This window comes from Pelagibacterium luteolum (assembly GCF_900100665.1).
Taxonomy (GTDB): domain Bacteria; phylum Pseudomonadota; class Alphaproteobacteria; order Rhizobiales; family Devosiaceae; genus Pelagibacterium; species Pelagibacterium luteolum.
Genome location: NZ_FNCS01000001.1, coordinates 75,765 through 96,599 on the forward strand (window position 1 = coordinate 75,765; position 20,835 = coordinate 96,599).

The 20,835-nt window shown below is 59.3% G+C and carries 26 protein-coding genes and 1 tRNA gene; 12 read left to right on the forward strand and 15 right to left on the reverse strand.

The features are described from left to right. Positions 1-21 precede the first annotated feature (21 nt). Entirely contained in the window at positions 22-1,095 is a 1,074-nt protein-coding gene (locus BLR31_RS00375; RefSeq protein ID WP_090589520.1) for an HD-GYP domain-containing protein, read from the forward strand. A gap of 5 nt (positions 1,096-1,100) precedes the next feature. Here the strand turns inward: BLR31_RS00375 and BLR31_RS00380 are convergent, their stop codons facing one another. The 5 genes from BLR31_RS00380 to BLR31_RS00400 form a co-directional block, all read right to left on the reverse strand. Beyond that, positions 1,101-2,294 carry a GNAT family N-acetyltransferase gene (locus BLR31_RS00380; RefSeq protein ID WP_090589524.1) on the reverse strand — a complete coding sequence of 398 codons (1,194 nt, stop codon included), beginning with the start codon at positions 2,292-2,294 and terminating at the stop codon, positions 1,101-1,103. Positions 2,295-2,344: 50 nt separating this feature from the next. Further along, positions 2,345-3,274, reverse strand: a complete 930-nt coding sequence (locus BLR31_RS00385; protein ID WP_090589528.1) for a cupin domain-containing protein — start codon at positions 3,272-3,274, stop codon at positions 2,345-2,347. Between the two features lie 397 nt (positions 3,275-3,671). Further along, positions 3,672-3,854, reverse strand: a complete 183-nt coding sequence (locus tag BLR31_RS00390) for a putative motility protein (RefSeq protein WP_090589531.1) — start codon at positions 3,852-3,854, stop codon at positions 3,672-3,674. Positions 3,855-3,925: 71 nt separating this feature from the next. Further along, positions 3,926-4,609 carry a rhomboid family intramembrane serine protease gene (locus BLR31_RS00395; RefSeq protein WP_090589534.1) on the reverse strand — a complete coding sequence of 228 codons (684 nt, stop codon included), beginning with the start codon at positions 4,607-4,609 and terminating at the stop codon, positions 3,926-3,928. Between the two features lie 3 nt (positions 4,610-4,612). Beyond that, positions 4,613-5,503 (reverse strand): polyprenyl synthetase family protein, encoded by an 891-nt coding sequence (locus BLR31_RS00400; protein WP_244504905.1) that lies wholly within the window; start codon positions 5,501-5,503, stop codon positions 4,613-4,615. 93 nt (positions 5,504-5,596) lie between these two features. Between BLR31_RS00400 and BLR31_RS00405 the strand changes: the two genes are divergently transcribed. The 4 genes from BLR31_RS00405 (at position 5,597) to BLR31_RS00420 (ending at position 8,731) form a co-directional block, all read left to right on the forward strand. Beyond that, a complete protein-coding gene (locus tag BLR31_RS00405) occupies positions 5,597-6,295 on the forward strand; it encodes a transglycosylase domain-containing protein (RefSeq protein ID WP_090589542.1) in 699 nt (232 codons plus the stop codon). Between the two features lie 156 nt (positions 6,296-6,451). Beyond that, positions 6,452-6,634, forward strand: a complete 183-nt coding sequence (gene rpmF / locus BLR31_RS00410; RefSeq protein ID WP_090591912.1) for a 50S ribosomal protein L32 — start codon at positions 6,452-6,454, stop codon at positions 6,632-6,634. A gap of 177 nt (positions 6,635-6,811) precedes the next feature. Further along, positions 6,812-8,212 carry a class II fumarate hydratase gene (gene fumC / locus BLR31_RS00415; RefSeq protein ID WP_090589546.1) on the forward strand — a complete coding sequence of 467 codons (1,401 nt, stop codon included), beginning with the start codon at positions 6,812-6,814 and terminating at the stop codon, positions 8,210-8,212. Positions 8,213-8,326: 114 nt separating this feature from the next. Continuing rightward, positions 8,327-8,731 carry a hypothetical protein gene (locus BLR31_RS00420; RefSeq protein ID WP_090589548.1) on the forward strand — a complete coding sequence of 135 codons (405 nt, stop codon included), beginning with the start codon at positions 8,327-8,329 and terminating at the stop codon, positions 8,729-8,731. Here BLR31_RS00420 and BLR31_RS00425 read toward each other — a convergent pair whose 3' ends face one another. Continuing rightward, positions 8,732-8,977, reverse strand: coding sequence for a hypothetical protein (locus tag BLR31_RS00425; protein WP_143009268.1), 246 nt, complete (start codon positions 8,975-8,977; stop codon positions 8,732-8,734). A 262-nt stretch (positions 8,978-9,239) separates the two neighbouring features. On the opposite strand from BLR31_RS00425, the gene BLR31_RS00430 reads away from it, so the two are divergent. Next, positions 9,240-9,740, forward strand: a complete 501-nt coding sequence (locus BLR31_RS00430; RefSeq protein ID WP_090589555.1) for a CAP domain-containing protein — start codon at positions 9,240-9,242, stop codon at positions 9,738-9,740. 62 nt (positions 9,741-9,802) lie between these two features. Here the strand turns inward: BLR31_RS00430 and BLR31_RS00435 are convergent, their stop codons facing one another. Beyond that, the gene (locus BLR31_RS00435) at positions 9,803-10,489 is read right to left on the reverse strand and encodes a PilZ domain-containing protein (RefSeq protein WP_090589557.1); all 687 of its coding nucleotides are present in this window, start codon (positions 10,487-10,489) and stop codon (positions 9,803-9,805) included. A gap of 139 nt (positions 10,490-10,628) precedes the next feature. On the opposite strand from BLR31_RS00435, the gene BLR31_RS00440 reads away from it, so the two are divergent. After that, positions 10,629-10,853, forward strand: coding sequence for a sulfurtransferase TusA family protein (locus BLR31_RS00440; protein ID WP_090591915.1), 225 nt, complete (start codon positions 10,629-10,631; stop codon positions 10,851-10,853). A gap of 21 nt (positions 10,854-10,874) precedes the next feature. Here BLR31_RS00440 and BLR31_RS00445 read toward each other — a convergent pair whose 3' ends face one another. Then, positions 10,875-12,047 (reverse strand): D-alanyl-D-alanine carboxypeptidase family protein, encoded by a 1,173-nt coding sequence (locus BLR31_RS00445; RefSeq protein ID WP_143009270.1) that lies wholly within the window; start codon positions 12,045-12,047, stop codon positions 10,875-10,877. Between the two features lie 205 nt (positions 12,048-12,252). On the opposite strand from BLR31_RS00445, the gene BLR31_RS00450 reads away from it, so the two are divergent. Further along, a complete protein-coding gene (locus tag BLR31_RS00450) occupies positions 12,253-12,648 on the forward strand; it encodes a winged helix-turn-helix transcriptional regulator (RefSeq protein ID WP_176762436.1) in 396 nt (131 codons plus the stop codon). Positions 12,649-12,653: 5 nt separating this feature from the next. Here the strand turns inward: BLR31_RS00450 and BLR31_RS00455 are convergent, their stop codons facing one another. Together BLR31_RS00455 and BLR31_RS00460 are read right to left on the reverse strand one after the other, a co-directional pair. After that, complete coding sequence (locus tag BLR31_RS00455) at positions 12,654-13,571, reverse strand: hypothetical protein (RefSeq protein ID WP_143009271.1); 918 nt, start codon at positions 13,569-13,571, stop codon at positions 12,654-12,656. Next, on the reverse strand, positions 13,504-14,265 hold the full coding sequence (locus BLR31_RS00460; protein ID WP_090589572.1) for a GNAT family N-acetyltransferase: 762 nt from the start codon (positions 14,263-14,265) through the stop codon (positions 13,504-13,506). The genes BLR31_RS00455 and BLR31_RS00460 overlap by 68 nt, the downstream gene beginning before the upstream one ends. A gap of 120 nt (positions 14,266-14,385) precedes the next feature. Here BLR31_RS00460 and BLR31_RS00465 point away from each other — a divergent pair, with 120 nt between their 5' ends. Then, positions 14,386-15,798 (forward strand): CYTH and CHAD domain-containing protein, encoded by a 1,413-nt coding sequence (locus tag BLR31_RS00465; RefSeq protein WP_090589576.1) that lies wholly within the window; start codon positions 14,386-14,388, stop codon positions 15,796-15,798. A 6-nt stretch (positions 15,799-15,804) separates the two neighbouring features. Here BLR31_RS00465 and BLR31_RS00470 read toward each other — a convergent pair whose 3' ends face one another. Both BLR31_RS00470 and BLR31_RS00475 read right to left on the reverse strand, forming a co-directional pair. Then, a complete protein-coding gene (locus tag BLR31_RS00470; RefSeq protein ID WP_090589580.1) occupies positions 15,805-16,413 on the reverse strand; it encodes a DedA family protein in 609 nt (202 codons plus the stop codon). Between the two features lie 49 nt (positions 16,414-16,462). Beyond that, a tRNA-Leu gene (locus BLR31_RS00475) sits at positions 16,463-16,549 on the reverse strand. Between the two features lie 208 nt (positions 16,550-16,757). On the opposite strand from BLR31_RS00475, the gene BLR31_RS00480 reads away from it, so the two are divergent. Further along, positions 16,758-17,336 carry a YqaA family protein gene (locus tag BLR31_RS00480; protein WP_090589584.1) on the forward strand — a complete coding sequence of 193 codons (579 nt, stop codon included), beginning with the start codon at positions 16,758-16,760 and terminating at the stop codon, positions 17,334-17,336. Positions 17,337-17,350: 14 nt separating this feature from the next. Then, entirely contained in the window at positions 17,351-17,866 is a 516-nt protein-coding gene (locus BLR31_RS00485; RefSeq protein ID WP_090589586.1) for a disulfide bond formation protein B, read from the forward strand. On the opposite strand, the gene BLR31_RS00490 is transcribed toward BLR31_RS00485, so the two are convergent. The 3 genes from BLR31_RS00490 to BLR31_RS00500 all read right to left on the reverse strand — a co-directional run bounded on the left by BLR31_RS00490 (position 17,867) and on the right by BLR31_RS00500 (position 19,956). After that, positions 17,867-18,424 (reverse strand): HNH endonuclease, encoded by a 558-nt coding sequence (locus tag BLR31_RS00490; protein ID WP_090589589.1) that lies wholly within the window; start codon positions 18,422-18,424, stop codon positions 17,867-17,869. Between the two features lie 151 nt (positions 18,425-18,575). Then, complete coding sequence (locus tag BLR31_RS00495; protein ID WP_176762437.1) at positions 18,576-19,241, reverse strand: alpha/beta hydrolase; 666 nt, start codon at positions 19,239-19,241, stop codon at positions 18,576-18,578. 19 nt (positions 19,242-19,260) lie between these two features. Beyond that, the gene (locus BLR31_RS00500; RefSeq protein ID WP_244504906.1) at positions 19,261-19,956 is read right to left on the reverse strand and encodes a DNA-3-methyladenine glycosylase family protein; all 696 of its coding nucleotides are present in this window, start codon (positions 19,954-19,956) and stop codon (positions 19,261-19,263) included. On the opposite strand from BLR31_RS00500, the gene gluQRS reads away from it, so the two are divergent. Continuing rightward, positions 19,955-20,812 carry a tRNA glutamyl-Q(34) synthetase GluQRS gene (gene gluQRS / locus BLR31_RS00505; protein ID WP_090589600.1) on the forward strand — a complete coding sequence of 286 codons (858 nt, stop codon included), beginning with the start codon at positions 19,955-19,957 and terminating at the stop codon, positions 20,810-20,812. The two genes, BLR31_RS00500 and gluQRS, sit on opposite strands and share 2 nt — an antisense overlap. Positions 20,813-20,835: the final 23 nt, after the last annotated feature.

Below are 20,835 nucleotides of genomic sequence, written 5' to 3' on the forward strand. Positions count from 1 at the left end.
GCCCGAAGTGCACGTTGAAAAATGAAGGCGGTTGCTCAAGAGGTTCTGTTTCTGACGGACCCGCAATCGCGCGATGATGTCGCCAGTCTTGCCTGGCCCTCCAATGTCCGCATCGAGGCCCTGGATGCGTCGCGACCGCACGACAACACGGACTTCAAGGTCATTGTCGTGGATGCCGACCTCACCTGTGGTTCGACGATCGAACTTCTGCGCCAGACCTTGAAATCGGTTGATCGGCAGATACCGCGCCACTTCGCCGTCAATCAGGGGCGTCGTATTGAAGTCGTACAGGCTCAGGTTCTAGGCGCGCGATCGATCCGTCCCCGTCCATTGAGCATCGAAGATCTTCAGGCGATCCTCGCGGAGGCTTATGGGGCGCGATCCTCCGCTCTTGCCGAGGAGCCCTTGGCCGCGCTCGTCACTACGACCCATACTGGCTCGCGAGCGCTGGGCGGCGTTTTCGATGCAATCCAGTCCGGTGGCATGCTCCGCCGATCGGAACTTGAGAGTGCCAGCGAAGATATCGCGGACGCCATCGCCGACGACGGCATCGCCTCTTGGCTAGAGGCGGTACGAGCACATCACCAGGGCACATTCCAGCACTGCCTGTTGGTCACAGGCGTTCTCACCAGTTTTGCTCAGGCACTCGGCATGAGCCATTCCGACGTCTCGCTCCTCACGACGGCTGGCCTTCTCCACGATATCGGCAAGGCTATGATCCCCATTGATATCCTTGAAAAACCTGGTGCCCTCAGTCAGCACGAATTCAGAACCATCGCGCAGCACCCTGTGATCGGGTATGACTACCTCTTGAGCCAGGGGGAACTCGATGGCGTCATTCTGGACGCAGTTCGCGGTCATCACGAGTATCTCGACGGATCAGGCTATCCCGATCATCTGTCCGGGTCGCAACTGGGCGACGTGACCCGCATCCTGACCGTTTGCGACATCTATGGCGCCTTGTGCGAAAGACGGTCTTACAAATCGGCAATGCCACCGGAAAAGGCATTGGAACTGCTCGAAAGCATGGCAAATGCCGGCAAACTCGAAACTGCTTTAGTGAAGGCCCTGCGCCGCGCAGTCCTTCCCGCGTAAACCGATCAGCCCCGCCGCAAGACCCGCTTGAGCCAGCTCTTGACGCTGATCGCAGCATCGATGCCGCTTGCGATCCATTGCGTTACAAACCCTTTTGGTCCGATGACCAAGGTCCCCATCGGCTTTGTCTGGCCCCACAGCCCGGAAATGACATGCCCGTCGACGGTCGTCGCCGCATCCATCTCACGATGCGCATCCTCGGCGAAAAACGCTTCGATCACCTTGTATTCGAGCATCATCCCCGGCCCGAATTTGCGGTAGCGTTCATCGAAAGCGCATTTGGGCGTAAACAGCGTGCGCCCGGTGGAAATGTTGATCGATACCGCGATCGGCTCGCCGTCGAGCAACAGGCTGTCGACCGAGGCGAGCCCCGCAGCTTCCGGCATGCCGCCATAGGCACGACGCGCAAAACTCGCATCGCGTGGTCGCGACAGGAACGCGGTCCCCCTCTGCCCCTTCCAGCCCGAGGCCTCTATGCGCAAAAAGTCCTCGACGCGCGCCGCGACCGCCTCCGCGTTTTTCACGCGCTCGAACGCCACAACGCCCTCCTGCTCGAGGCGGCGCAGATTGCGTTCGATATCCTTGGCGCGTTTTTTCCCCACCACAGTCGCCACATGGCTTGAAAAATCATGAGCATCCCGACGCAGAACCGGACGCTGATAGGCCGCTGCGACGGCGAAATCGAGCCCAGCGCGATCGGCCTTTCGTCGCAATCGCTCCATGAACGGGCCGTCCATGGCAACATGTGGAAACACCCAGCGTTGCGGGATCTTGGAACCACTCGCCATCATATCGAGCAGGCTCGTCAGCGCGAGGGCCGCGTGCTCGCGCGAGATCAAGGGCGTGCCGCCGACCTGATAGAGATTGAGCGCAGGCCGCGCCAAAGCGAACGGGCCAACCCCGCGCTTGCGGAACGGAAGAAACCCGATCAGTTCCTCTGATCCCGTATTGTAGAGCGCCAGCGCGTGATATCCTGTCTCAGCCTCTAACGCGTCGAGACCCGCGAGAACCATCTGGCGGCTCAACCAGGGATTGCACTCAAGCGCATCGGCCGCCAAGCGATCCCAGGCGGAAGGGTCAATGGCCCGGACACCATTTGCATCGAGCACCACTGCCCGGCATGGCAGGGTAAACTCCACCGGTCGCTGCCAGGCCAGAAGCCCGGCAAGACTGATTGCAGCTTCAGCAAATTCGATCATGCAACACCACCCTTCCTAGACCCTGGCGCCGTGCCAGCGGCCCGCGCCGTTTAGGCGGCCGAACCGAACGGCACCAAAAGACCAGGCGCCTTGGTATCGAGCTTGAACCGCATCTGGCGCTTGAACGCCTGGCGCTTTTGCTGGCCGGAGAGCCGCCACGCCGCCGTCATGGCGATTTTGGCCCAGGCTGTCGGTCCATAAAGATCACGCGATTTCGGCGTCCAACCGAATTGGCGCAGGATGCCGTTGCCGTATTGCACGGCAAAGTGCCGTCGGATTTCAGGCGTCCAATGTTCGGTCGTGACCGAAATATTGAGACAATCCTTGTTCTCGACCCGATGTGGACCATTAAGCGGCCAATGCGCCATGTCGCCCGGCTTCAGATCGATCACCTCGGCGTACTTGTCGAACCACGGCTGATAGGTCATCTCTTCCTCGGTCGTACCGCGAATGATGCCTTCGAGTGCCTTGGGCTTCAAAAAGGGTTCGGTATTGGGATAGATCCAGATGCGCTTTTCGCCCCGGATCTGCCACAGCGCCTGCCCCGGGACATCTGCGTGGTAGAAAACCTGCGCGTTGGGGGACGAAATCAGCAGGCCCATGGATTTACGAAACACGCCGAGATCGGGAACATTGCCTTCGATTTCGGCAAACATCTCATCCATGAGTTCGGAAAATTCCGGCACGAATTCTGCGATCTTGGTGACGTTGATCCAGATGCGCCCCTGCTGGACGGCATTGATCAACTCAACGCCAGAAAGATCGCCCCGTTTGCAATAGCTCCAGGTGCCCGCATCATGGGTGCCAATCCCCATGGTGTTGATCGCCATGCGGTGCTCTGGAATCTGGTCGAGGATCGCGCCCAGCTTGTCGTCGGAAAACAGCGCGCGTTCGTGCAGCGTATGGCGGAGCTTGAGCACGTGATTGCCCCAAAGCGCCTTGGCTTCGTGGTCAAAATTCTCAAATACCATCTCGGACATTGCGGTCCCCCTTCACATCTTTGGAGTGGACCATGCCATAAAGTTTGAGCCGGCTGGGCGCGGTTATACGAACATGTTTAACAAGAAACGGCCCGCTTGCTGCCGCGTTAACAACAAAACCACTCAGGTTTCCACAATGGAAAGCCGCATCCTCAACAAAGACTATGCGGATTATTTGCAATTGCACGCAATTGCTGCGCTCATGCTCTTGTGTCTACCAGATGCGATGGCCCTACCTGGGAGGCTTGAGGATCGTGCGCTTCTATGGCTTGGGCGATCATCTGTTCAGCCTGATACTTGGCGATAAGCACCGGTCCCGCTTCAAGGCTCCGTGCCTCGATTCGGGCCATCCGATGCAATATCACAGGCGGAGAGTGCTGGATGAGCATGGCTGCACTCAGGCGCGTTTGTCGACCTTCGTGCCCATGCCTTCAGGGGCGGGCGCGCTCTGGACGGCTTCCGTGAGCATCGAAATGAGGCTCATGTCCATCTCGTGCTGCTTTTTGACCATGGCGAGTTGGGTCATATGGACAGTCTGGGCCTGCTTCATGGCCACCGCCGTCGCAGCAATATCGCTCATCACGTCCTCTTACGCCTTCTGCGCGGGACCATAAGCCTAGACGCACCGGCATTAAGAAATCTTTACGGCAGTTAACTTCGGCCCCAAAGCGGAACGCTGCGCCGCTTGAATACGACAACTAACGCTGCACCGGCCACGACCCCGCCGATATGCGCCCACCAAGCCACACCGTCATCGCTACTGACGAGGACAAAGAAGACTTGGGTCGCGATCCACGCCCCGAGGACAGCCCAGGCTGGAAGGGCCAGCGGGAAGGTGACGATCAGCCGGTTGAGCACGAAAACGCGCACCCGGGGATAAAGCACCAGATAGGCTCCGAGCACCCCAGCCACCGCCCCCGACGCCCCGACCAATGGTCCCATGCTATCGGCAAAAAACAGCACATGAGCGAGCGCGGCCAGAACGCCGCACACAAGATAGAACGCAAGATATCGGACATGCCCCATGGCATCTTCGATATTGTCCCCGAACACCCAGAGAAACAGCATATTGGTCGCCAAATGCAGCCAATCGCCGTGCAGGAACATGTAAGAGAGAAATGGCGCCTGATCGGGCAACCAAGGCGCGGGCCCTTCGACCGCACCTGTAGCCACAACAGGGATCAGGCCGAACACGATATGAGACTGGTTCAACCCAGCCTGCCCACCTGCGGACTGCACGAGAAAAACAAGCACACAGATGCCGATCAGCCCATAATTGACGAACGGAAATTCGACATGGGCTATCTTGTTGCTGTCATAGAGCGGCAGGAACATCGCTTAGTGCTCGCGTTCGGCAAAATGGCGTATCAATATCCGCAATATTTCAGCGTCCTGGCCAAACCCGTTCAGCGCCCTGATCCCCTGCTCAACAGCATGCTCGAGGATTTCCCGGGCGCCATCGACGCCACGCAATGAGACGATCGTCGATTTGTTCTGCTCCACATCCTTGCCCACTGTCTTGCCCAAGGCGTGCGATGATGCAGTAACATCGAGAATGTCGTCGGCGATCTGGAACGCCAGCCCGGCATGCACCCCATAAAGCACCAGCGCCGCCCGCGTTTCGACATCGGCACGACCGAGAATCGCGCCCATCTCGACGCCCGTACGGATCAGCGCCCCGGTTTTGAGCGCCTGCATCTTGAAGATGTCGTCCTCATCGAGCCTTTTTGTCTCGCCTTCGATATCGAGCACCTGGCCGGCCACCATACCGTCCGGGCCGGAGCCCACCGCTAGGGCGGCGACAAGTTCCGACCGGGTTTCGGAATCCGCGATCAGTTGCGGGTCCGTCAGAACCCGAAACGCTTCCGTCAGGAGCGCGTCACCGGCCAGAATCGCCAGCGCCGGATCATAAGCTTTCCAGACCGTTGGCTTGCCACGGCGCAGATGATCATTGTCCATGTCGGGCAGATCGTCATGGACCAGCGAATAGCAATGGACCATTTCGAGCGCAGCGCCGGCCGCGAGATATTCGCGCTCCTCGACGCCAAATAGCCGTGCACTTGCTTCTACAAGAAATGGGCGCAGCCGCTTGCCCCCGCCCAGCGCGCCATGGCGCATGGCGTCGGTCAGCCGTGGCGCAGCGGTGAGCCCGTCCAACCGCGCGATGAGAAACGCTTCGGTCCGTTGGGCACAGGCGGCAAGTTGTGTATCGAAGGGCGCACTGGTCATGGTTCGATTTGCTAATGCCTCACGCTCTATTCTACAAGCCGCCGCGAAGCGTTAGGACGTAAGGGTACGGGTTTGGCCGGACGACGTAGAGCGATGGGCAGAAAAATCTGGCGATGGGCGCGGTATCCGTTGCTCGCGCTGACCATCGTCATCGCGATCCCTCTTGTCATGGTGCCCGTCTATTCTATCGCCCCGCCGGTCTCGACCCTGATGCTGTCGCGCTATGTGACCGGCCAGCCCGTCCAGCGCGAGTGGCGCGACCTCGATTCCATATCCGACCGCCTGCGCACGGCTGTCGTCCTGTCCGAAGACGGCCAGTTCTGCACCCATCACGGCATAGACATTTCCGCCCTTCGATCGGAAATCGACAATTATCTCGCCGGACGCGATGCCAGGGGCGCCTCCACGATCACGATGCAGGTCGCGCGCAATCTTTTCCTCTGGAACGGTCGCTCCGTTATTCGCAAGGCACTCGAAGTCCCGCTCGCCATCTATATCGACCTCGTTCTGCCCAAACGCCGCATTATGGAAATATACCTCAACATCGCCGAATGGGGCCCCAATGGCCAGTTTGGCGTTGAAGCTGGAGCGCAGGCGGCATTCGGGACCAGCGCCGAGAGCTTCACTTGGCAGCGCGCCGCGCTCTTGACCACCGCCCTGCCCAATCCCCATGTCCGCCGCCCCGGCCAACCGACAGCCGGGCTGGTTCGAATTGCTGGAATCGTCGAAGCGCGCGCGCGTCAATTTCCCGAGCACGCCCGCTGCCTGTTCCGGGGCACGCCTGAGCTTTGACAACAGCAACAATTTGCGCTGGCAAAGACTAGTCAAAGCCGTCTTGATCCTATATAGAGCGCCTCGATCCGAACACGGTACAAACGTTTTGGCGTGACCGGCGCGGCAAGGTTCTATTGTCCTTTCCGGTTGCGCGGCAAGAATGGAGTTTTTGAAATGGCAGTTCCCAAGAGGAAGACGACGCCGATGAAGCGCGGTTTCCGCCGCTCGGCTGACGCGCTCAAGGCTTCGGCTTACGTCGAGGACAAGGATAGCGGCGAACTTCGTCGCCCGCACCATGTGGACCTCAAGTCCGGCATGTATCGCGGCCGTCAGATCATGGAGCCCAAGAGCAACTAAGCTTTTGGGGTTCAGGCGCTTTAGACCAAAGCGCCATTGACGGGTTCACCCGTTTGAGACTACGGCCAGTCCTTGAAAGAGGGCTGGCCGTTTTGTTTGCCCAGGAACGCTTCAAGCAAAAGTGGACCCGGTTTTGCGGTTCGGAAGCGCGACCTTGAAAGATTTATCGGAGGAAAGATGAGCACACGGACCGAAACCGACTCGATGGGCCCCATCGACGTTCCGAACGACAAATATTACGGCGCCCAGACCGCGCGCTCGTTGATGAACTTCGATATCGGTGGCGAGAAAATGCCGCTCGAGATCGTCCACGCCTTCGGTATCTTAAAAAAAGCCGCCGCGATCACCAACACCAAGCTCGGCCTGATGGATGACGCGACCCGCGACCTGATCATCGCCGCTGCCGATGAAGTCATCGCCGGCACGCTCGATGATCATTTCCCGCTCGTCGTCTGGCAGACCGGTTCGGGCACCCAATCGAATATGAACGTCAATGAAGTGATCTCGAACCGCGCCATCGAAATGGCCAAGGGCGAGATGGGCTCGAAAAAGCCCGTCCATCCCAACGATCACGTCAATATGAGCCAGTCGTCAAACGACACCTACCCAACAGCAATGCACATCGCCGCCATCACCGTGATCGAGGACGTCCTGTTCCCAAAGGTCAAGTTGCTGCGCGACACGCTCGACGCCAAGTCCAAAGAATTCATGGACGTCGTCAAGATCGGGCGCACCCACCTTCAGGACGCAACGCCTCTGACGCTCGGCCAGGAAATTTCGGGCTGGGTCGCCCAGATCGATCTGGCGCTCAAGGCTGTCGAGGCGACCTTGCCGCAGCTCCGCGAACTCGCGCTCGGCGGCACCGCCGTCGGCACGGGCCTCAATACCCATCCCGACTACGCAAAGACCGTCGCCGACGAAATCTCGACCCTCTCGGGCCATGCCTTCGTCACAGCCCCCAACAAGTTTGCCGTGCTTGCCGGCCATGACGCCTTCGTCGGCGCATCGGGAGCACTGAAACAGCTCGCCGTCGCCTTCATGAAGATCGCTAATGACGTGCGCTGGCTGGCCTCTGGTCCGCGCTCGGGCCTAGGCGAAATCACCATTCCGGAAAACGAGCCCGGTTCGTCGATCATGCCGGGTAAGGTCAACCCAACCCAATCCGAGGCGATGACCATGGTCGTCGCTCAGGTCATGGGCAATGACGCGACCATCGGCTTTGCCGCCAGCCAGGGCAATTTCGAGCTCAACGTCTTCAAACCCGTCATCGCTTACAATTTCATTCAGTCCGTCCGGCTTCTTGCCGACGCTGCCAAATCGTTCAACGACAATTGCGCCATCGGCCTCGAGCCCGACCGCAAGAAGATCAACGAACATTTGAACAATTCGCTGATGCTGGTCACCGCGCTCAATCGCAAGATCGGCTACGACAACGCGGCAAAGATCGCCAAGACCGCCCATAAGAACGGCACTACTTTGCGCGAAGAAGCCATTAATCTTGGGCTTTTGACCGGTGAAGAATTCGACGCCGAAGTCCGCCCCGAAAAAATGGTCGGCCCCCTCCCCGCAAAATCCTGATCCAACACGCGTCGCCGGATCTAAGGTCCGGCGACGTCCTCATATCTCTGCTGGTTATTTCCGGACACTTACGGCAAGCTTGCACTCACTCTGACCCTGTGAGTTCTTCGCGCCATGTTCGTCCCGCCGCTGCTTGCCCTACCGCTCATCGTTTACAACCTGATGGCCCTGTTCGGCTTCTCGGACGGCGCTGCGTGGGCAGCGCCCATCGCCACGATTTCCATGGTCTCCGGCGGCGTGTGGGATTTGAGCGTGGGCGACGTCTTTATCGTCGTTTCGCTGGTGCTGCTTTTCGGTGAAATCCTCAAGGCAACCCGCTTCGGGAACGCGTCTGTAGTCGATCACATGCTTTCGACGGCAGTGTTTGTGGTCTGCCTCATCGAATTCCTGCTTGTCGGCTTTGCCGCGACCTCGGTGTTCTTCATACTGATGATCATGGCGCTGATCGACGTTATCGCCGGCTTTACGGTCTCGATCCGTGCTGCGGCGCGCGACGTCCAGTTCGGCGGCATTGAATAGTTAGGCGGAAAGCGCTTTGCGATAGCCCATCGGCATGCGCTTGAGATCGCTTGTTTCCACGCTACGATAGGTCGAAAACGCCTGCGGCGCAGACTGTCCGCCTGTGCGTTGCGGCGTTCCGAGCAATTGGGTTAGAAACGCCGCTTGCGGAGCACCGGCCGTGCTGGGCTTGGGACGCGCGAGCGGAAGGCTCACCGGAAGCCGGTGGGCCGAAACGTACCGCTTTGTGTCACCTGTACCACTCAAAACCATTCATCCTGTTTCAGAATGGGACATTTGTCCCGATCTGGCACATATAGCGTGCCTCACAGCAGTAACGTCGCAATTGGCGTGCCAGTTCGCAACGTTCTGTTAACGGTTTGAGCCGCCTGGCGTTGCGTCCTGCACGGAAATCGGCAGACATGGTTAACGGCGTGGTAAGAAATGTGCCGCATTTTTGCGGCTTTGTTGCTGTTTCAGTGCGGCAACGCTCTATCCATCACATTCTGCAAAACAAGAAGGCTTTGTCATGACCACTGCATCCGCCAGGACGCGCCCCACTGCCGCCATTGGCTCCATGCTGGCCCTGATGTGCCTTGCCGGTCTGGCAGGATGCACCGGCGCACCGATGACCACAGCGTCCACCGGCCTTGCGCCCGGTCTCGTCGCCGAAATCAACAGCCCCGGCGCCCAGATGGATCGTCAGTCCGCGCTTTCGATCGTCAACCAGTACCGTGCCCTTCGCGGCGCCGCTCCGTTGGCAGCCGACCCCAGTCTTGACGCGCAGGCCCAGGCACTCGCAACGCAATATGCAAGCTCGGGCAATGCGCCTTCACGCCCCGCCGATGCTGCCGCCTTGCGGCTGAGCGCTGGTTATTCCAATTTCGCTGACACATTCTCTGGCTGGCGCAACAGCCCGGCCGACGCCGATGTCATGGCCCAGGGCGATGCACGCCGAGTAGGCTTTGCTGCGGTCTATGACCCCAGCTCAGCCTATGGCACCCATTGGGTGATGTTGATGGGCCGCTAAAGCCTGGTTCCCAGATTGAGCGATCGGGCAAGACTACGCAGGGGCCGATCGTTATGGGATGATCAGTGGTGATGAAGACGTTCGCGCAGTTCGGGCAACAGCTCGGCGGCCGTGCGTATTAAACGTCGCTCGAGCTCGCTTTCGGGCAGCATCTCGACGAACTGGATAGCGAAGCCGGGCTCAAGCGTTCGCACGATGCGACCGACCACTGACCCTAGCGCCATGGGCGTTCCGATCTTGACCTCGATATCGGCGGAAACCGCAGCGCCGGACCGCGACAGGTCGATAACGAAACAGGGCACCAGGCGCCCATCAGCGAGCACGAGCGTCGATTCGGGATTGCGGGGATATATACGGGTGTGGCGGCGCAGATCGCTCACCGCGAAATTCTTGCGCTTTCCTAGCCACACGATCTTGTCCGCAAGGCGTTGCTTTTCGGCTTCCGACAGCTCCAGCGCCATGGTGAACCCGAACCCCAGCGTGCGTTGCACCTGTCCACGCAGGCGCCCGAACTCTGGAAAATGGGTAACGACCCAATCGCCCACATTTCCGCTAACCGGCGCCGCGAGGCCCATCATCGCCGGCGAAATGCGCTGAATGCGGCAAGCGAACTCCGAGACCTTGCGATCCTGGACATGTTTCCACTTTTCAAGATGATACCGGCCCGGCATATTGGCCAAAAGCCTCACACTATCGTCAAGCGCGGACCGAAACGTTGCATCGGCAACGGACTTGGCCGGAGTTGCCATCTCCGAGAACCTTCTTCTCTCGTAATTCTCCTTAAGGTACTTCACACCATTAAATAATCTATTGCCAACGCTGTCCGACGTCCGATGATTTGAAAATCGGATGCCCGGGGCCCAAACAACGAAAGTCACTTCAAGAGTAATGACTGAGAGCATTCTCGACGCCCGCGGACTAAAATGCCCGCTTCCCGTCCTCAAGGCGGAAAAGCGTCTGGCCGAGATCCCAGCAGGAACGCGGCTGGTCATTCTGGCCACAGACCCGATGGCGAAGATCGATATTCCCCATTTCTGTCAGCAGAACGGGTACGATGTCAGCACCAGCCAGACTGACGGCCAACTGCGCTTCGAGATTGTGAAGGCAGATTAGCTCAGGCGATCTCGAAGGCAGCTAGAGAAACGGCTGCGCGAGACTTGATCCGGACTGTCCGCTCGGCTGTAGCGAGATGATCGAAGAATCGCCAAAGCCCGTCGTAGCCACTTCTTCATTGTCATTGGCAGCAACCGACGGTGAGCCCGGCATGGCCGGCCGCGGCCGCGGCAATGGAACGTCGGCCAACCGTCCCAATATGGTGGCACGGTGAGTGGGCGGAACGATCGTGTCGTTAAGATAGGAAATCTGCCCCTCAAGACCCGCGGAAAACGCTTCGGCGCGTTCTGCCCGATACTGCTCGGCATTGGCGCCACAGATATTGGCGCGCATATCAACGGGCAGGAGCCCCGTCTGGTTGACGATATCGAGAACATTGCGGCCTGTGCCGCGATAGCCGCCGGCAAACCCCGAAAACAGCATCTGAGCCGTCATCTCGCCGCGCTCGCGCGACGAATTCGCGCCGAACGTAACCGCCATCAAATGGCGCCCGCCGCGCAGAGCCGTCGCGACGACATTGAGGCCCGACGCGCAGATATAGCCGGTTTTCATGCCATCGGTGCCCTCAAAGCTCGTCAGCAATTCATTGTTGGTATGCATGCGGGTCTGACCCGTCTCGACCGTACGCGTTGAGAAGATCGCATCGTATTGCGGAAAGCGCGCACGGATCGTAAGGGCAATCATCGCCATGTCGCGCGCGGTCGTGACTTGGGCCGGATCATGCAGGCCGTGCGGATTGACGAAATGGGTACCCGTCAGCCCCATCATCCTGGCGCGCGCATTCATCATCTCGATAAAGGCCGGCTCACTACCCGCGATCGTCTCGCCGATAGCAATGGCGATGTCGTTGGCCGATTTGATGATGAGGAAATAAAGCGCGTCCTCCATGGTAATTGCCGTGCCGACCGGAAAGCCCATTTTCGACGGCGGCACGCTCAACGCGTTGGCGGACGTGATCACAGGCGTGGCCAAGGACGCCTGCCCGGTTTCGATCGCTTCGAACGCGATGAGCGCGGTCATGAGCTTTGTGAGTGACGCCGGATGCCAGGGCACGCCAGCTTCATTCTCGTAGAGCACCTCATTGGTGCGCATATCGATCAGAAGCTGCGGCATGGCCTGGGCGAACGAGACGCTGGCCGCCATTGCCCCGATAACCAGAAGCACAACCGCCGATGCTCGCCGCCATAACCGCACTGCTCTACCGCTCCGTAAATGAAAGATGAATAAGACGGACCTGCATAACAGGGCAATTTTGGCCAAACAATGCCCACGCCATCACGATCCCCCGACCACTGACGCGGGGCTCCCGCAGTGTGACCCGCGCGCGCCACATGCCCGGGTTTCCAAAAATGTGCCATTGGCTTATAAAGAAGGCATGGGGTTAAAGGGAGAGATTTCGATGTCCGTCGAGCCCGACGAAGCAATGGTTTGCACGGCGATGGGCGATATTTTGAACCGCATCGGCGACAAATGGAGCGTCATGGTGGTGGGGCGACTAAAAGGCGGCACCATGCGGTTTTCCGAACTGCGCCGCGCAATTGACGGCGTTTCCCAGCGCATGCTGACCCTCACCCTGCGCAATCTCGAACGCGATGGTCTGGTGACGCGAACCGTTTATCCGGAAATTCCGCCGCGCGTTGAATATGCCCTGACCGAGCTCGGGCAAACCCTCACCGGTCCGATTGGCGCGCTGTGGGATTGGGCCGCCGAGCACCAGGATGCCATTTCTCAATCTCGCACGAGTTACGACCGCGCCCAGATGATGGCGCATGAACCCATTCGTCGCCGCGCCTAACCGCTTTACGGCGTTACAGCGACATGAAGATGGTCGAGATGCACCCGGTCAGTGAACGACCGCCGGTCTGACCCATCGATGTCCCATGGCGATCCGACCTGGCTCAATTCGGGCTGGTCATAAAGCCAGCGAACGACCTCGTATGTCGCTGTCCCCTGTGCCTGCTCGTCGATCACCAGATTTTCGCCGATCCTGTAGATGTCGACGGCACGGCCGCGGGTATGGTCGGACTGCCGGTCGGTGCCGAACACCTCGTAGGGATGCCCTTCCGAAAGCGTCACGACACCATAAGGCGTAATATCGGCGAGCCGCGCCATCAACCGCAGCAATTTATCCGAGATCTGGCCTGAAAAAATGTCCCACCGCGCGGAGTCCGGCATTTCGATCCGCGGATCGTTGACCACTGCAAGGGCCTCAGCGGACAACATGGTGGGCGGCATCACCGGCGTTACGCCAGTGGACGCAAGACGATCGAACCGCCAGACGCCGTTTGACATCACAAGTCTGATATCGAGCGTGCGCACAAAGGCTTGCAGACCGGTGTCGGTGCCGACCAGCTGTTCCGTGACCACCATTACCGAGATACGGGTGTCGGTCAGGCCGCCCAGTTGCGGGTAGATAATGCGACCCTCGGACCACGTCCCAGGGACATACAGCAATGGCGCGAGTTCAACAGCGTGCTGACCGGCAAAACCCAAACGCCCAGCGATATCGGCTTCCGTTTCACCGTCCGCATAAGTCGTGAGCGCCAGAGCAATCTGGCTGGCTAGCCGCTTGGCGTTGGGATGAGTTTCGTTGGCCGACAGCGGCTCGGCGCCGCCCTGATGCGGCGCCAAGGGTAAAATGGATAGGGTATCAGCTGCGCTCTGCTGCAGCACCGAGTGGAGAAGGATGGACTGCGCCCAGACGGTTTGGATAGGCACGGACAACAATCCGATGATTGCGATTGTCGTCCAAATCCTCATAAGCACCTTCCTCGTCCAAGATCATTTTGTATTCACGCAAGACCGCACCATCCTGAGACTGACGGGAATTGACCAGCCGGCACCCGAGCCTTTCAAAGAATGGGGTACCGAGTCCACCCTCCTCTGTGACGAGGACGGCTTTGTGAACGCCCCGCGCACTCGCTTTTGCCTTAAACGTCTCGATGAGCTGGCGTCCTATCCCGCGCCTCCGAGCGGCATCTGACGTCACGATGTGACTGAGAACCGACAGCTGCGGCGCGACCGCGCCGGTGCTCGGCGAAGAGGCGGTAAGACCCATATGGCGCGCCAGACCGCGTGAGTATCGTCCCAATCGCGTACGCGCGAAGGTGATTGCGGCGTGCGGATGAGTAAGCATTGCGGTGCCGCCCACCATCGCCATCTGCATACCCATATTGCGAGTGACCCAACGGTAATGCTCGGCATTTGATGTCGTCGCAAACAACGCGCCTATCACGCCATCGTCCCCACGCGCGACAAGCGCTATTCCATACGGAGATTGGGCAAAACTGCGCTGATAAAGGCCAAGAAATTCCCGCCCGAGCTTTGGGAACAACCCCAGGCGGAGATTCTTTCTATGCAGGTCGACAGTGGCCGGGATATCGTCCGGTTCGAGAGATCCGATGCTCAACATGACACTACCCACCCGCGTTAACTTTCATTGCGAAAACCTTAACGCCCTGAGATATGGGATGTTCCAGACCACCCCGGATTTGTGATCACATAACGGATAGACGGCAGGAACCGGTGTGAGATGACCAAGGAAATCGAACTCAAGCTGACGCTGTTGCCCGACCACGCCGACGCTGCGGGCCACTGGCTTACGACACGTGGCGAGATCACTCACCGTTCGTTGCATTCGGTCTATTTCGATACGCCTGCACAGTTCCTGCTCAAATCGGGCATGACTTTGAGGTTACGCCACGATGGCCATCAGTGGATCCAGACCATCAAGTCGGGCTCACGCAACGGGGTCGGCCTTTTCGACCGCGACGAGTGGGAAAAGCCGGTGCCAGATCGCGCAATCGATATCGCTGACACACCGCTTGCCGGCCTTCCGCCCCAAACCCGCAGCGCCATGGCTGAAACCTTTTCGCTCGACGTCGAGCGGCGCGTAGTGCTCGCGGAACACGATGGCAGCACGGTTGAGATCGCGCTCGATATGGGCACGGTGAAAGCAGCGGATCGCTACCAGGCGCTGAGCGAGGCAGAGCTGGAACTCAAATCGGGCTCGACTGACGCGCTATTCGATCTCGCCCGATCCCTCGACGCGATCGCGCCGATAAGAATCGGCGTACGCGCCAAATCAGATCTCGGCTACGGCCTGCTCGGACCGCTCGAGGATAGCGTGAAAGCCGACGCCGTGAGGATCGACCCAAATGGATCGGTCGAAGACGCATTCTTTCTCATCGCTTCCTCATGCATCGCGCAATACAGGCTCAACGAAGATATTCTGCTGCGCCGCCAGACGCCCGAGGCGCTGCACCAGGCGCGTGTAGGCCTGCGGCGGCTGCGGTCGGCGCTAAAGATTTTCAAGGCCGTCCTCGATCCCCACTCGCGCGACGCGTTCAATGATGAGCTCAAATGGCTTGCCGGGATATTGGGCACGGCGCGCGATCTCGATATCAAGCTCGCCGCGATGCCGCAGGGCCCCGAGGCGGCCCTTGTGCAGGAAGCCCGCGACGCGGCCTACCGCACGCTTGGCGAGACGCTGATCCAGGCGCGACCGCGTCTCCTGATGCTCGATATCGTGCAATGGCTTACCGATGGTGCGGCAAGCTCGGCGCCCCAAGGCAGGGCCGCGGCAAAACTCCCTGTCGTGGATTTGGCAAACAGCGCGCTGGACAAATTGTTTCGCAAACTCAAAGCGTCAGCCAAGGGATTTGCCGTTCGGACCGACCAGGAACGGCACGAAACCCGCAAGCTCGCCAAGACGCTACGCTATGGCACCGAGTTCTTTGCAGCGGTCTATGACGGCAAGCGCAAGGCCAAGCACCATCAAAAGCTGAGCAACCGGCTGGGCGCGCTTCAGGATGCCTTGGGCGAGCTCAACGATTTGACAACGATCGATACCGAAGTGGGGCGCACCCTGGACAAATCCGTACTTTTAGCGACCGCTTCCGAACGTCTGGATGAGGTCCTGGCAGTCAAGCGGTTCTGGTCGTAATGGCGATCAGCCGATGTCCTTGATCGGCTTCCATGTGACGAAGCGATAGATATAGATCACCACCGCGAGGACCACGACGCCCGTCGAGACGGGATCCACCCAGGCTTCAACGATATGATAGCCCTCGTGGAGAACGTAGCCTGCGCCGGTGAGGATTGCGGTCCACGCCAATGTGCCGATGGCCGAGATGCCCAAAAATTTCCAGAACGGCATCGCAGCCAGCCCTGCAGGGACGGAGATCAGGGTGCGGATGGCGGGGATGAGCCTGCCGATCAATACCGCCCAGACGCCATAGCGCGCGAACCAGTCGACAGCCATGTCGATATCGCGCTCGGTGATGGTGGCGACCCGGCCGAGCTTGTTGCAGAGCGCATGGAAGCGTTTCAGCCCCAAGAGGCGTGCCGCGAAATACCACAGCATGGTGCCAAACAACGAGCCTGCACTGCCCGCCAGGAGCACACCCAGCCCGTTGAGCTGGCCATTTGCCGCGGCAAAGCCTGCGAACGGCATGATCAGTTCGGACGGAATGGGTGGGAAGACGTTTTCGGCCACCATGAGCATGAAGATGCCGACATAACCCCATTCGGTGATGGTCGAGATGATCCAGTCGCTCATGGTTTTCCCTTGGCTAGAATGAGATGGTGGTCCACGGACAAGGGAAGGATGGTGCGGGCGGTCGGAATCGAACCGACACTCTGTTTCCAGAACCAGATTTTGAGTCTGGCGCGTCTACCAGTTCCGCCACGCCCGCAGCAGGTTCGGCAACGCGGCGGACTATAGGCAAAGCGGCTCTGGCGTCAATCGGTCAATTGCATCGCACTTGCTCTTTCCGGCGCTTTTGTAGGATAGGAACGAGATCGGGCGCCGCCGCCGTAAATCCGGCGTGATCGCAATTGAAATCCTGTGGCGCATCGGACAAGGCTTCGCGCGCCGAAATCGAACGGGACGCCATATAAAGCATGCTTCGCAGACTATACGACTGGGCCATGGACATGGCCGCCAGCCGCAAGGCGCCCTATGCACTGGCCGGCGTGAGCTTTGCCGAAAGCTCGTTCTTTCCCATCCCGCCCGATGTCATGCTGATTCCGATGGTGGTCGCCGATCGTAAATCGGCGTTCTGGAATGCCGCGCTATGCACCGTATTTTCGGTGCTAGGAGGCATTTTCGGCTATCTGATCGGGATGTACCTGTTCGAGCCCCTCGCGCGCCCGATCATCGAATTTTATCACTATGATGCAGCATTCGAGCAATTGCAGGCCTGGTTCGCCGATTACGGATTGCTGATCGTTTTCATCGCCGGGTTTACGCCTGTGCCCTATAAAGTCTTTACGATTGCGTCGGGCTTCGCCGGGCTGGCGCTGCCGGTGTTTATCCTGGGGTCTGTCATCTCCCGCGGCGCCCGGTTTTTCCTCGTCGCCACGCTCCTTTACTTCTTCGGGCCGGCGATCCGAGAGTTTATCGAAAAGCGCCTGGGGCTGATGACGCTTGTGTTTACAGTGCTGCTCGTTGGCGGTTTCGCCGCGATCCGATTTCTTTGATAGGCTGAACCCAAATGGCACACCTGATTTCATCCGCAACCGATCGGCTCCGCGCCGCGATCGCCTTCGCTCTTGGGCTTGCGTCGATCCTGGGCGCCCTCGCCTTCCAGTATATCGGCGGGCTTTATCCGTGTGAGCTTTGCCTTACCCAGCGCTGGCCCTACTACATCGGCCTGCCCATCCTTGCCTTGGCGTTGATCTTCTGGAAGCGGCTCACGGCCCCGATCCGTGCTGGCCTGATAGGCATCACCGCAGCACTTTTCGCCTGGGGCACTGGGGTTGGCGTCTATCACTCGGGTGTCGAATGGGGCTGGTGGCCGGGGCCGCAAAGCTGCACCGGCGTTGGCGACGACGCCATGAGCCTCGACATGCTTGGCGACATGAGCGATGTGCGGATCGTACCGTGCGACGCCGTCCAATGGGAACTGTTCGGCGTCTCGCTGGCCGGGTTCAACGCGCTGATTTCCGCAGCGATCGTCGTGCTTCTGCTCCTCGCGATCATCGGGCAGTTGCGTAACAAACCTGCCTGATTACGGCTCGAGTTCGATATCCCAATAGAGATAATCGAGCCAGCTATCGTGGAGATAGTTGGGCGTAAAGGCGCGACCGTTGTTGTGCAGATCGTGAACCGTGGGCTGGTAAGGCGATTGTTTGGGGATCATCCCGATTTCCCGGGGCGTCCTGTTGGCCTTGCGCAGATTGCAGGGTGAACAGGCAGCGACGATATTTTCCCATGTTGTCCGGCCACCCTTGGAACGGGGGATGACGTGATCGAACGTCAGATCGTGGCGGGAGCCGCAATACTGGCACTGAAAGCGATCGCGCAGGAAAACATTGAAGCGGGTGAAGGCGGGGTATTTGGCGGGCTGAACATAGTCTTTGAGCGAAATAACGCTTGGGAGGCGCATTTCAAAGCTCGGACTTCGGACGATTTTGTCATATTCCGAAACGATGTGAACGCGCTCTAGGCAAACAGCCTTTATGGCGTCCTGCCAGTTCCACAAGGACAATGGATAATAGCTGAGCGGCCTGAAATCGGCGTTCAGAACCAGAGTTGGGCACGACTCGGGTGACACATGAATTGTCACAAAAACCCTCCGGGGAATGGATCATCATCCCCGTCGCGCTCCCAACTCGAATGCGCTCTCACCGCGTGCCGGAAGCGCTCCGGCGATTCCATTCTCATACTCTACGCCCGATGTGACAGGGCTGTGAAGAACTTTGTTGAAAACGCTTCGCTTAGGGCAGCAGGTGACGGCGGAGGAAGTCAGTGGCCGCCTCGAGCCCGTCCTGGGCGATGGTGTGCCCGAAGCCCGACGAAATGTGGAGTTGCGCATCGACCGAAAGATTGAGGAGGACAGGTAGCGCGGCCTCGCTTCCAATGACGGGAACCACTTCATCGATATCCCCGTGGACCAACAGAACCGGCGGCTTCGAGGCGATCTCCGCTTCAAGTTTCTCGGGCGAAATGAGCAAGCCAGAAAAGGCGATGATCCCCTTGAGCGGCGTGGTCAATCGCAGGCCGGTATAGAGCGCCATCATGGCGCCCTGCGAGAACCCGACAAGGATCGTCTCGGATGGCCCGAGCCCGGTTTGCGCCCACAAATCCTTGAGAAAGCTTTCAACGACCGGCTGGACTTTCGCGGCGCCTTCCATGCGGGAAAAGTCGCGCTCGCGGTCGAAATCAACTGGAAACCATTGATATCCGGTCGAAATGACCCCGCAGACTTCCGGGGCGTTGGGCGCGACGAAAATCGTATCGGGAAAACTGTCGTGCCAGAACTGGCCGAGCCCGATCAGGTCGCGCCCATCCGAGCCATAGCCGTGCAAAAGGACGACGAGACTTTTTCCATTACCCGATGCGGGTGGGAGCATGGGGCCGGAGAGTTTGACAGGTTCGGTCACAGGCAAGTCCTTGGTTTTGTTAAAGTGCATCCCAGGCATCGGAATTTTTCATCGCCGAAAAATAGCGCCAGAACATCAATGCCGCCGCACCGCGATGGGGCGACCAGTCGGCTGCCAGCGGTATCAAATCTTTCGGCAAGGGGCGAGCGGGAAGCGCAAAGGCGTGCGCGACCGCCTTTTGCAGCGCGAGGTCGCCTGCCGGGAAAATGTCAGGGTGTCCCGCGCAGAACAAGAGATAGATTTCAGCCGTCCATGGCCCGATCCCCTTGAGTTGCGTCAGCGTTGCGATAGCGGCATCGGGGTCCATCTCGTCGATCTCGGCAAAGTTCAACTGCCCTTCGCCAATGGCGATGGCGAGGCCGCGAATGGTTTCGAATTTTCCGCGCGAAAGCCCTGTTTTCCGCAGGGTTTCCTCATCGAAACCGAGATAGGCCTCGGGTGTGGTGGCGCCAAGCGCTTCGACGCGGCCCCATATGGCACGGGCCGATGCGACCGAAAGCTGCTGCCCACAGATTACCCGCGACATGCCTTCGAACCCGCTTGGCGACGTACGCAAACTGACCTCCCCCGCCTTGGCGATGGCTGCGGCCAGACGCGGGTCGAGACCGCCCAAGCCATTGAGATGAAAGGCAAGTGCGTCGGGGGACGTCAGGCGGACTGGAGGCGTGGACGCCATCGTGATAGGGCCTTGGGACGAGGATTTTGGGCGGGTCATGTCAGAACCATCTCAACCGATTTTGCGATTTGCGCCAAGCCCGAACGGCCGGCTTCATATGGGGCATGCCTATTCGGCCCTATTGACCGACCGCTGGGCGAAAGACATGGGCGGGATTGTGCTGCTGCGGATCGAAGACATCGATACCAAACGATGTCGACCCGAATTTGTCGCAGGAGTTTTTGAGGATTTGCAATGGCTTGGCCTCAGATACCCCGAGCCGGTGCGTGTGCAGTCCCAGCATTTCGATGACTATCGCAAGGCCGCCGAGACGCTGAAATCGAAGGATTTGCTCTACCCATGCTTTTGTTCGCGCAGCGAAATCCGGGCGGCGAGCGATGGGGGAACCGATCCCGAGGGAGCGCCGCTTTATCCGGGCACGTGCAAGCATCGTTACGCCGCTAAACGCACCGAGAAACTGGTAGCCGGCGTGCCGGTTCAATGGCGGATCGACATGGGCAAAGCCATTGAAACAGCAGGCGAAATATTCATGACCGAAGCCATGCCGACGCCGCAAGCAGCGCCGATGCGGCGCATCGCAGACCCGGTGCGATGGGGAGATGTGGTGCTGGTGCGCAAGGATACGCCGACGAGCTATCATATCTCGGTGGTAGTGGACGATGCGCTGCAGGGCGTAACCCATGTTACGCGCGGGATGGACCTTTATGCGGCGACCGACATCCACGTACTGCTGCAGAAATTGCTGGGACTGGCCACACCAATATATACGCACCATGCACTGGTGACCGACGAAGCCAAAGAAAAGCTATCAAAATCAAAGGGTTCGGAAAGCTTGGCGGATCTGCGTGCAACAGGATGGAGCGCCACCGATGTGAAAGCAGCGCTCGGGTTTTGATTTATTCAGCCGCGCTGCGCTGG

Bases quoted from the DNA above. Each gene is read 5' to 3' on its own strand.
- BLR31_RS00375 (WP_090589520.1), top strand. From the start codon at position 22: ATGAAGGCGGTTGCTCAAGAGGTTCTGTTTCTGACGGACCCGCAATCG.
- BLR31_RS00380 (WP_090589524.1), bottom strand. From the start codon at position 2,294: ATGATCGAATTTGCTGAAGCTGCAATCAGTCTTGCCGGGCTTCTGGCC.
- BLR31_RS00385 (WP_090589528.1), bottom strand. From the start codon at position 3,274: ATGTCCGAGATGGTATTTGAGAATTTTGACCACGAAGCCAAGGCGCTT.
- BLR31_RS00390 (WP_090589531.1), bottom strand. From the start codon at position 3,854: ATGAGCGATATTGCTGCGACGGCGGTGGCCATGAAGCAGGCCCAGACT.
- BLR31_RS00395 (WP_090589534.1), bottom strand. From the start codon at position 4,609: ATGTTCCTGCCGCTCTATGACAGCAACAAGATAGCCCATGTCGAATTT.
- BLR31_RS00400 (WP_244504905.1), bottom strand. From the start codon at position 5,503: ATGACCAGTGCGCCCTTCGATACACAACTTGCCGCCTGTGCCCAACGG.
- BLR31_RS00405 (WP_090589542.1), top strand. From the start codon at position 5,597: ATGGGCAGAAAAATCTGGCGATGGGCGCGGTATCCGTTGCTCGCGCTG.
- rpmF (WP_090591912.1), top strand. From the start codon at position 6,452: ATGGCAGTTCCCAAGAGGAAGACGACGCCGATGAAGCGCGGTTTCCGC.
- fumC (WP_090589546.1), top strand. From the start codon at position 6,812: ATGAGCACACGGACCGAAACCGACTCGATGGGCCCCATCGACGTTCCG.
- BLR31_RS00420 (WP_090589548.1), top strand. From the start codon at position 8,327: ATGTTCGTCCCGCCGCTGCTTGCCCTACCGCTCATCGTTTACAACCTG.
- BLR31_RS00430 (WP_090589555.1), top strand. From the start codon at position 9,240: ATGACCACTGCATCCGCCAGGACGCGCCCCACTGCCGCCATTGGCTCC.
- BLR31_RS00435 (WP_090589557.1), bottom strand. From the start codon at position 10,489: ATGGCAACTCCGGCCAAGTCCGTTGCCGATGCAACGTTTCGGTCCGCG.
- BLR31_RS00440 (WP_090591915.1), top strand. From the start codon at position 10,629: ATGACTGAGAGCATTCTCGACGCCCGCGGACTAAAATGCCCGCTTCCC.
- BLR31_RS00450 (WP_176762436.1), top strand. From the start codon at position 12,253: ATGTCCGTCGAGCCCGACGAAGCAATGGTTTGCACGGCGATGGGCGAT.
- BLR31_RS00460 (WP_090589572.1), bottom strand. From the start codon at position 14,265: ATGTTGAGCATCGGATCTCTCGAACCGGACGATATCCCGGCCACTGTC.
- BLR31_RS00465 (WP_090589576.1), top strand. From the start codon at position 14,386: ATGACCAAGGAAATCGAACTCAAGCTGACGCTGTTGCCCGACCACGCC.
- BLR31_RS00470 (WP_090589580.1), bottom strand. From the start codon at position 16,413: ATGAGCGACTGGATCATCTCGACCATCACCGAATGGGGTTATGTCGGC.
- BLR31_RS00480 (WP_090589584.1), top strand. From the start codon at position 16,758: ATGCTTCGCAGACTATACGACTGGGCCATGGACATGGCCGCCAGCCGC.
- BLR31_RS00485 (WP_090589586.1), top strand. From the start codon at position 17,351: ATGGCACACCTGATTTCATCCGCAACCGATCGGCTCCGCGCCGCGATC.
- gluQRS (WP_090589600.1), top strand. From the start codon at position 19,955: ATGTCAGAACCATCTCAACCGATTTTGCGATTTGCGCCAAGCCCGAAC.
- BLR31_RS00500 (WP_244504906.1), bottom strand. From the start codon at position 19,956: ATGACCCGCCCAAAATCCTCGTCCCAAGGCCCTATCACGATGGCGTCC.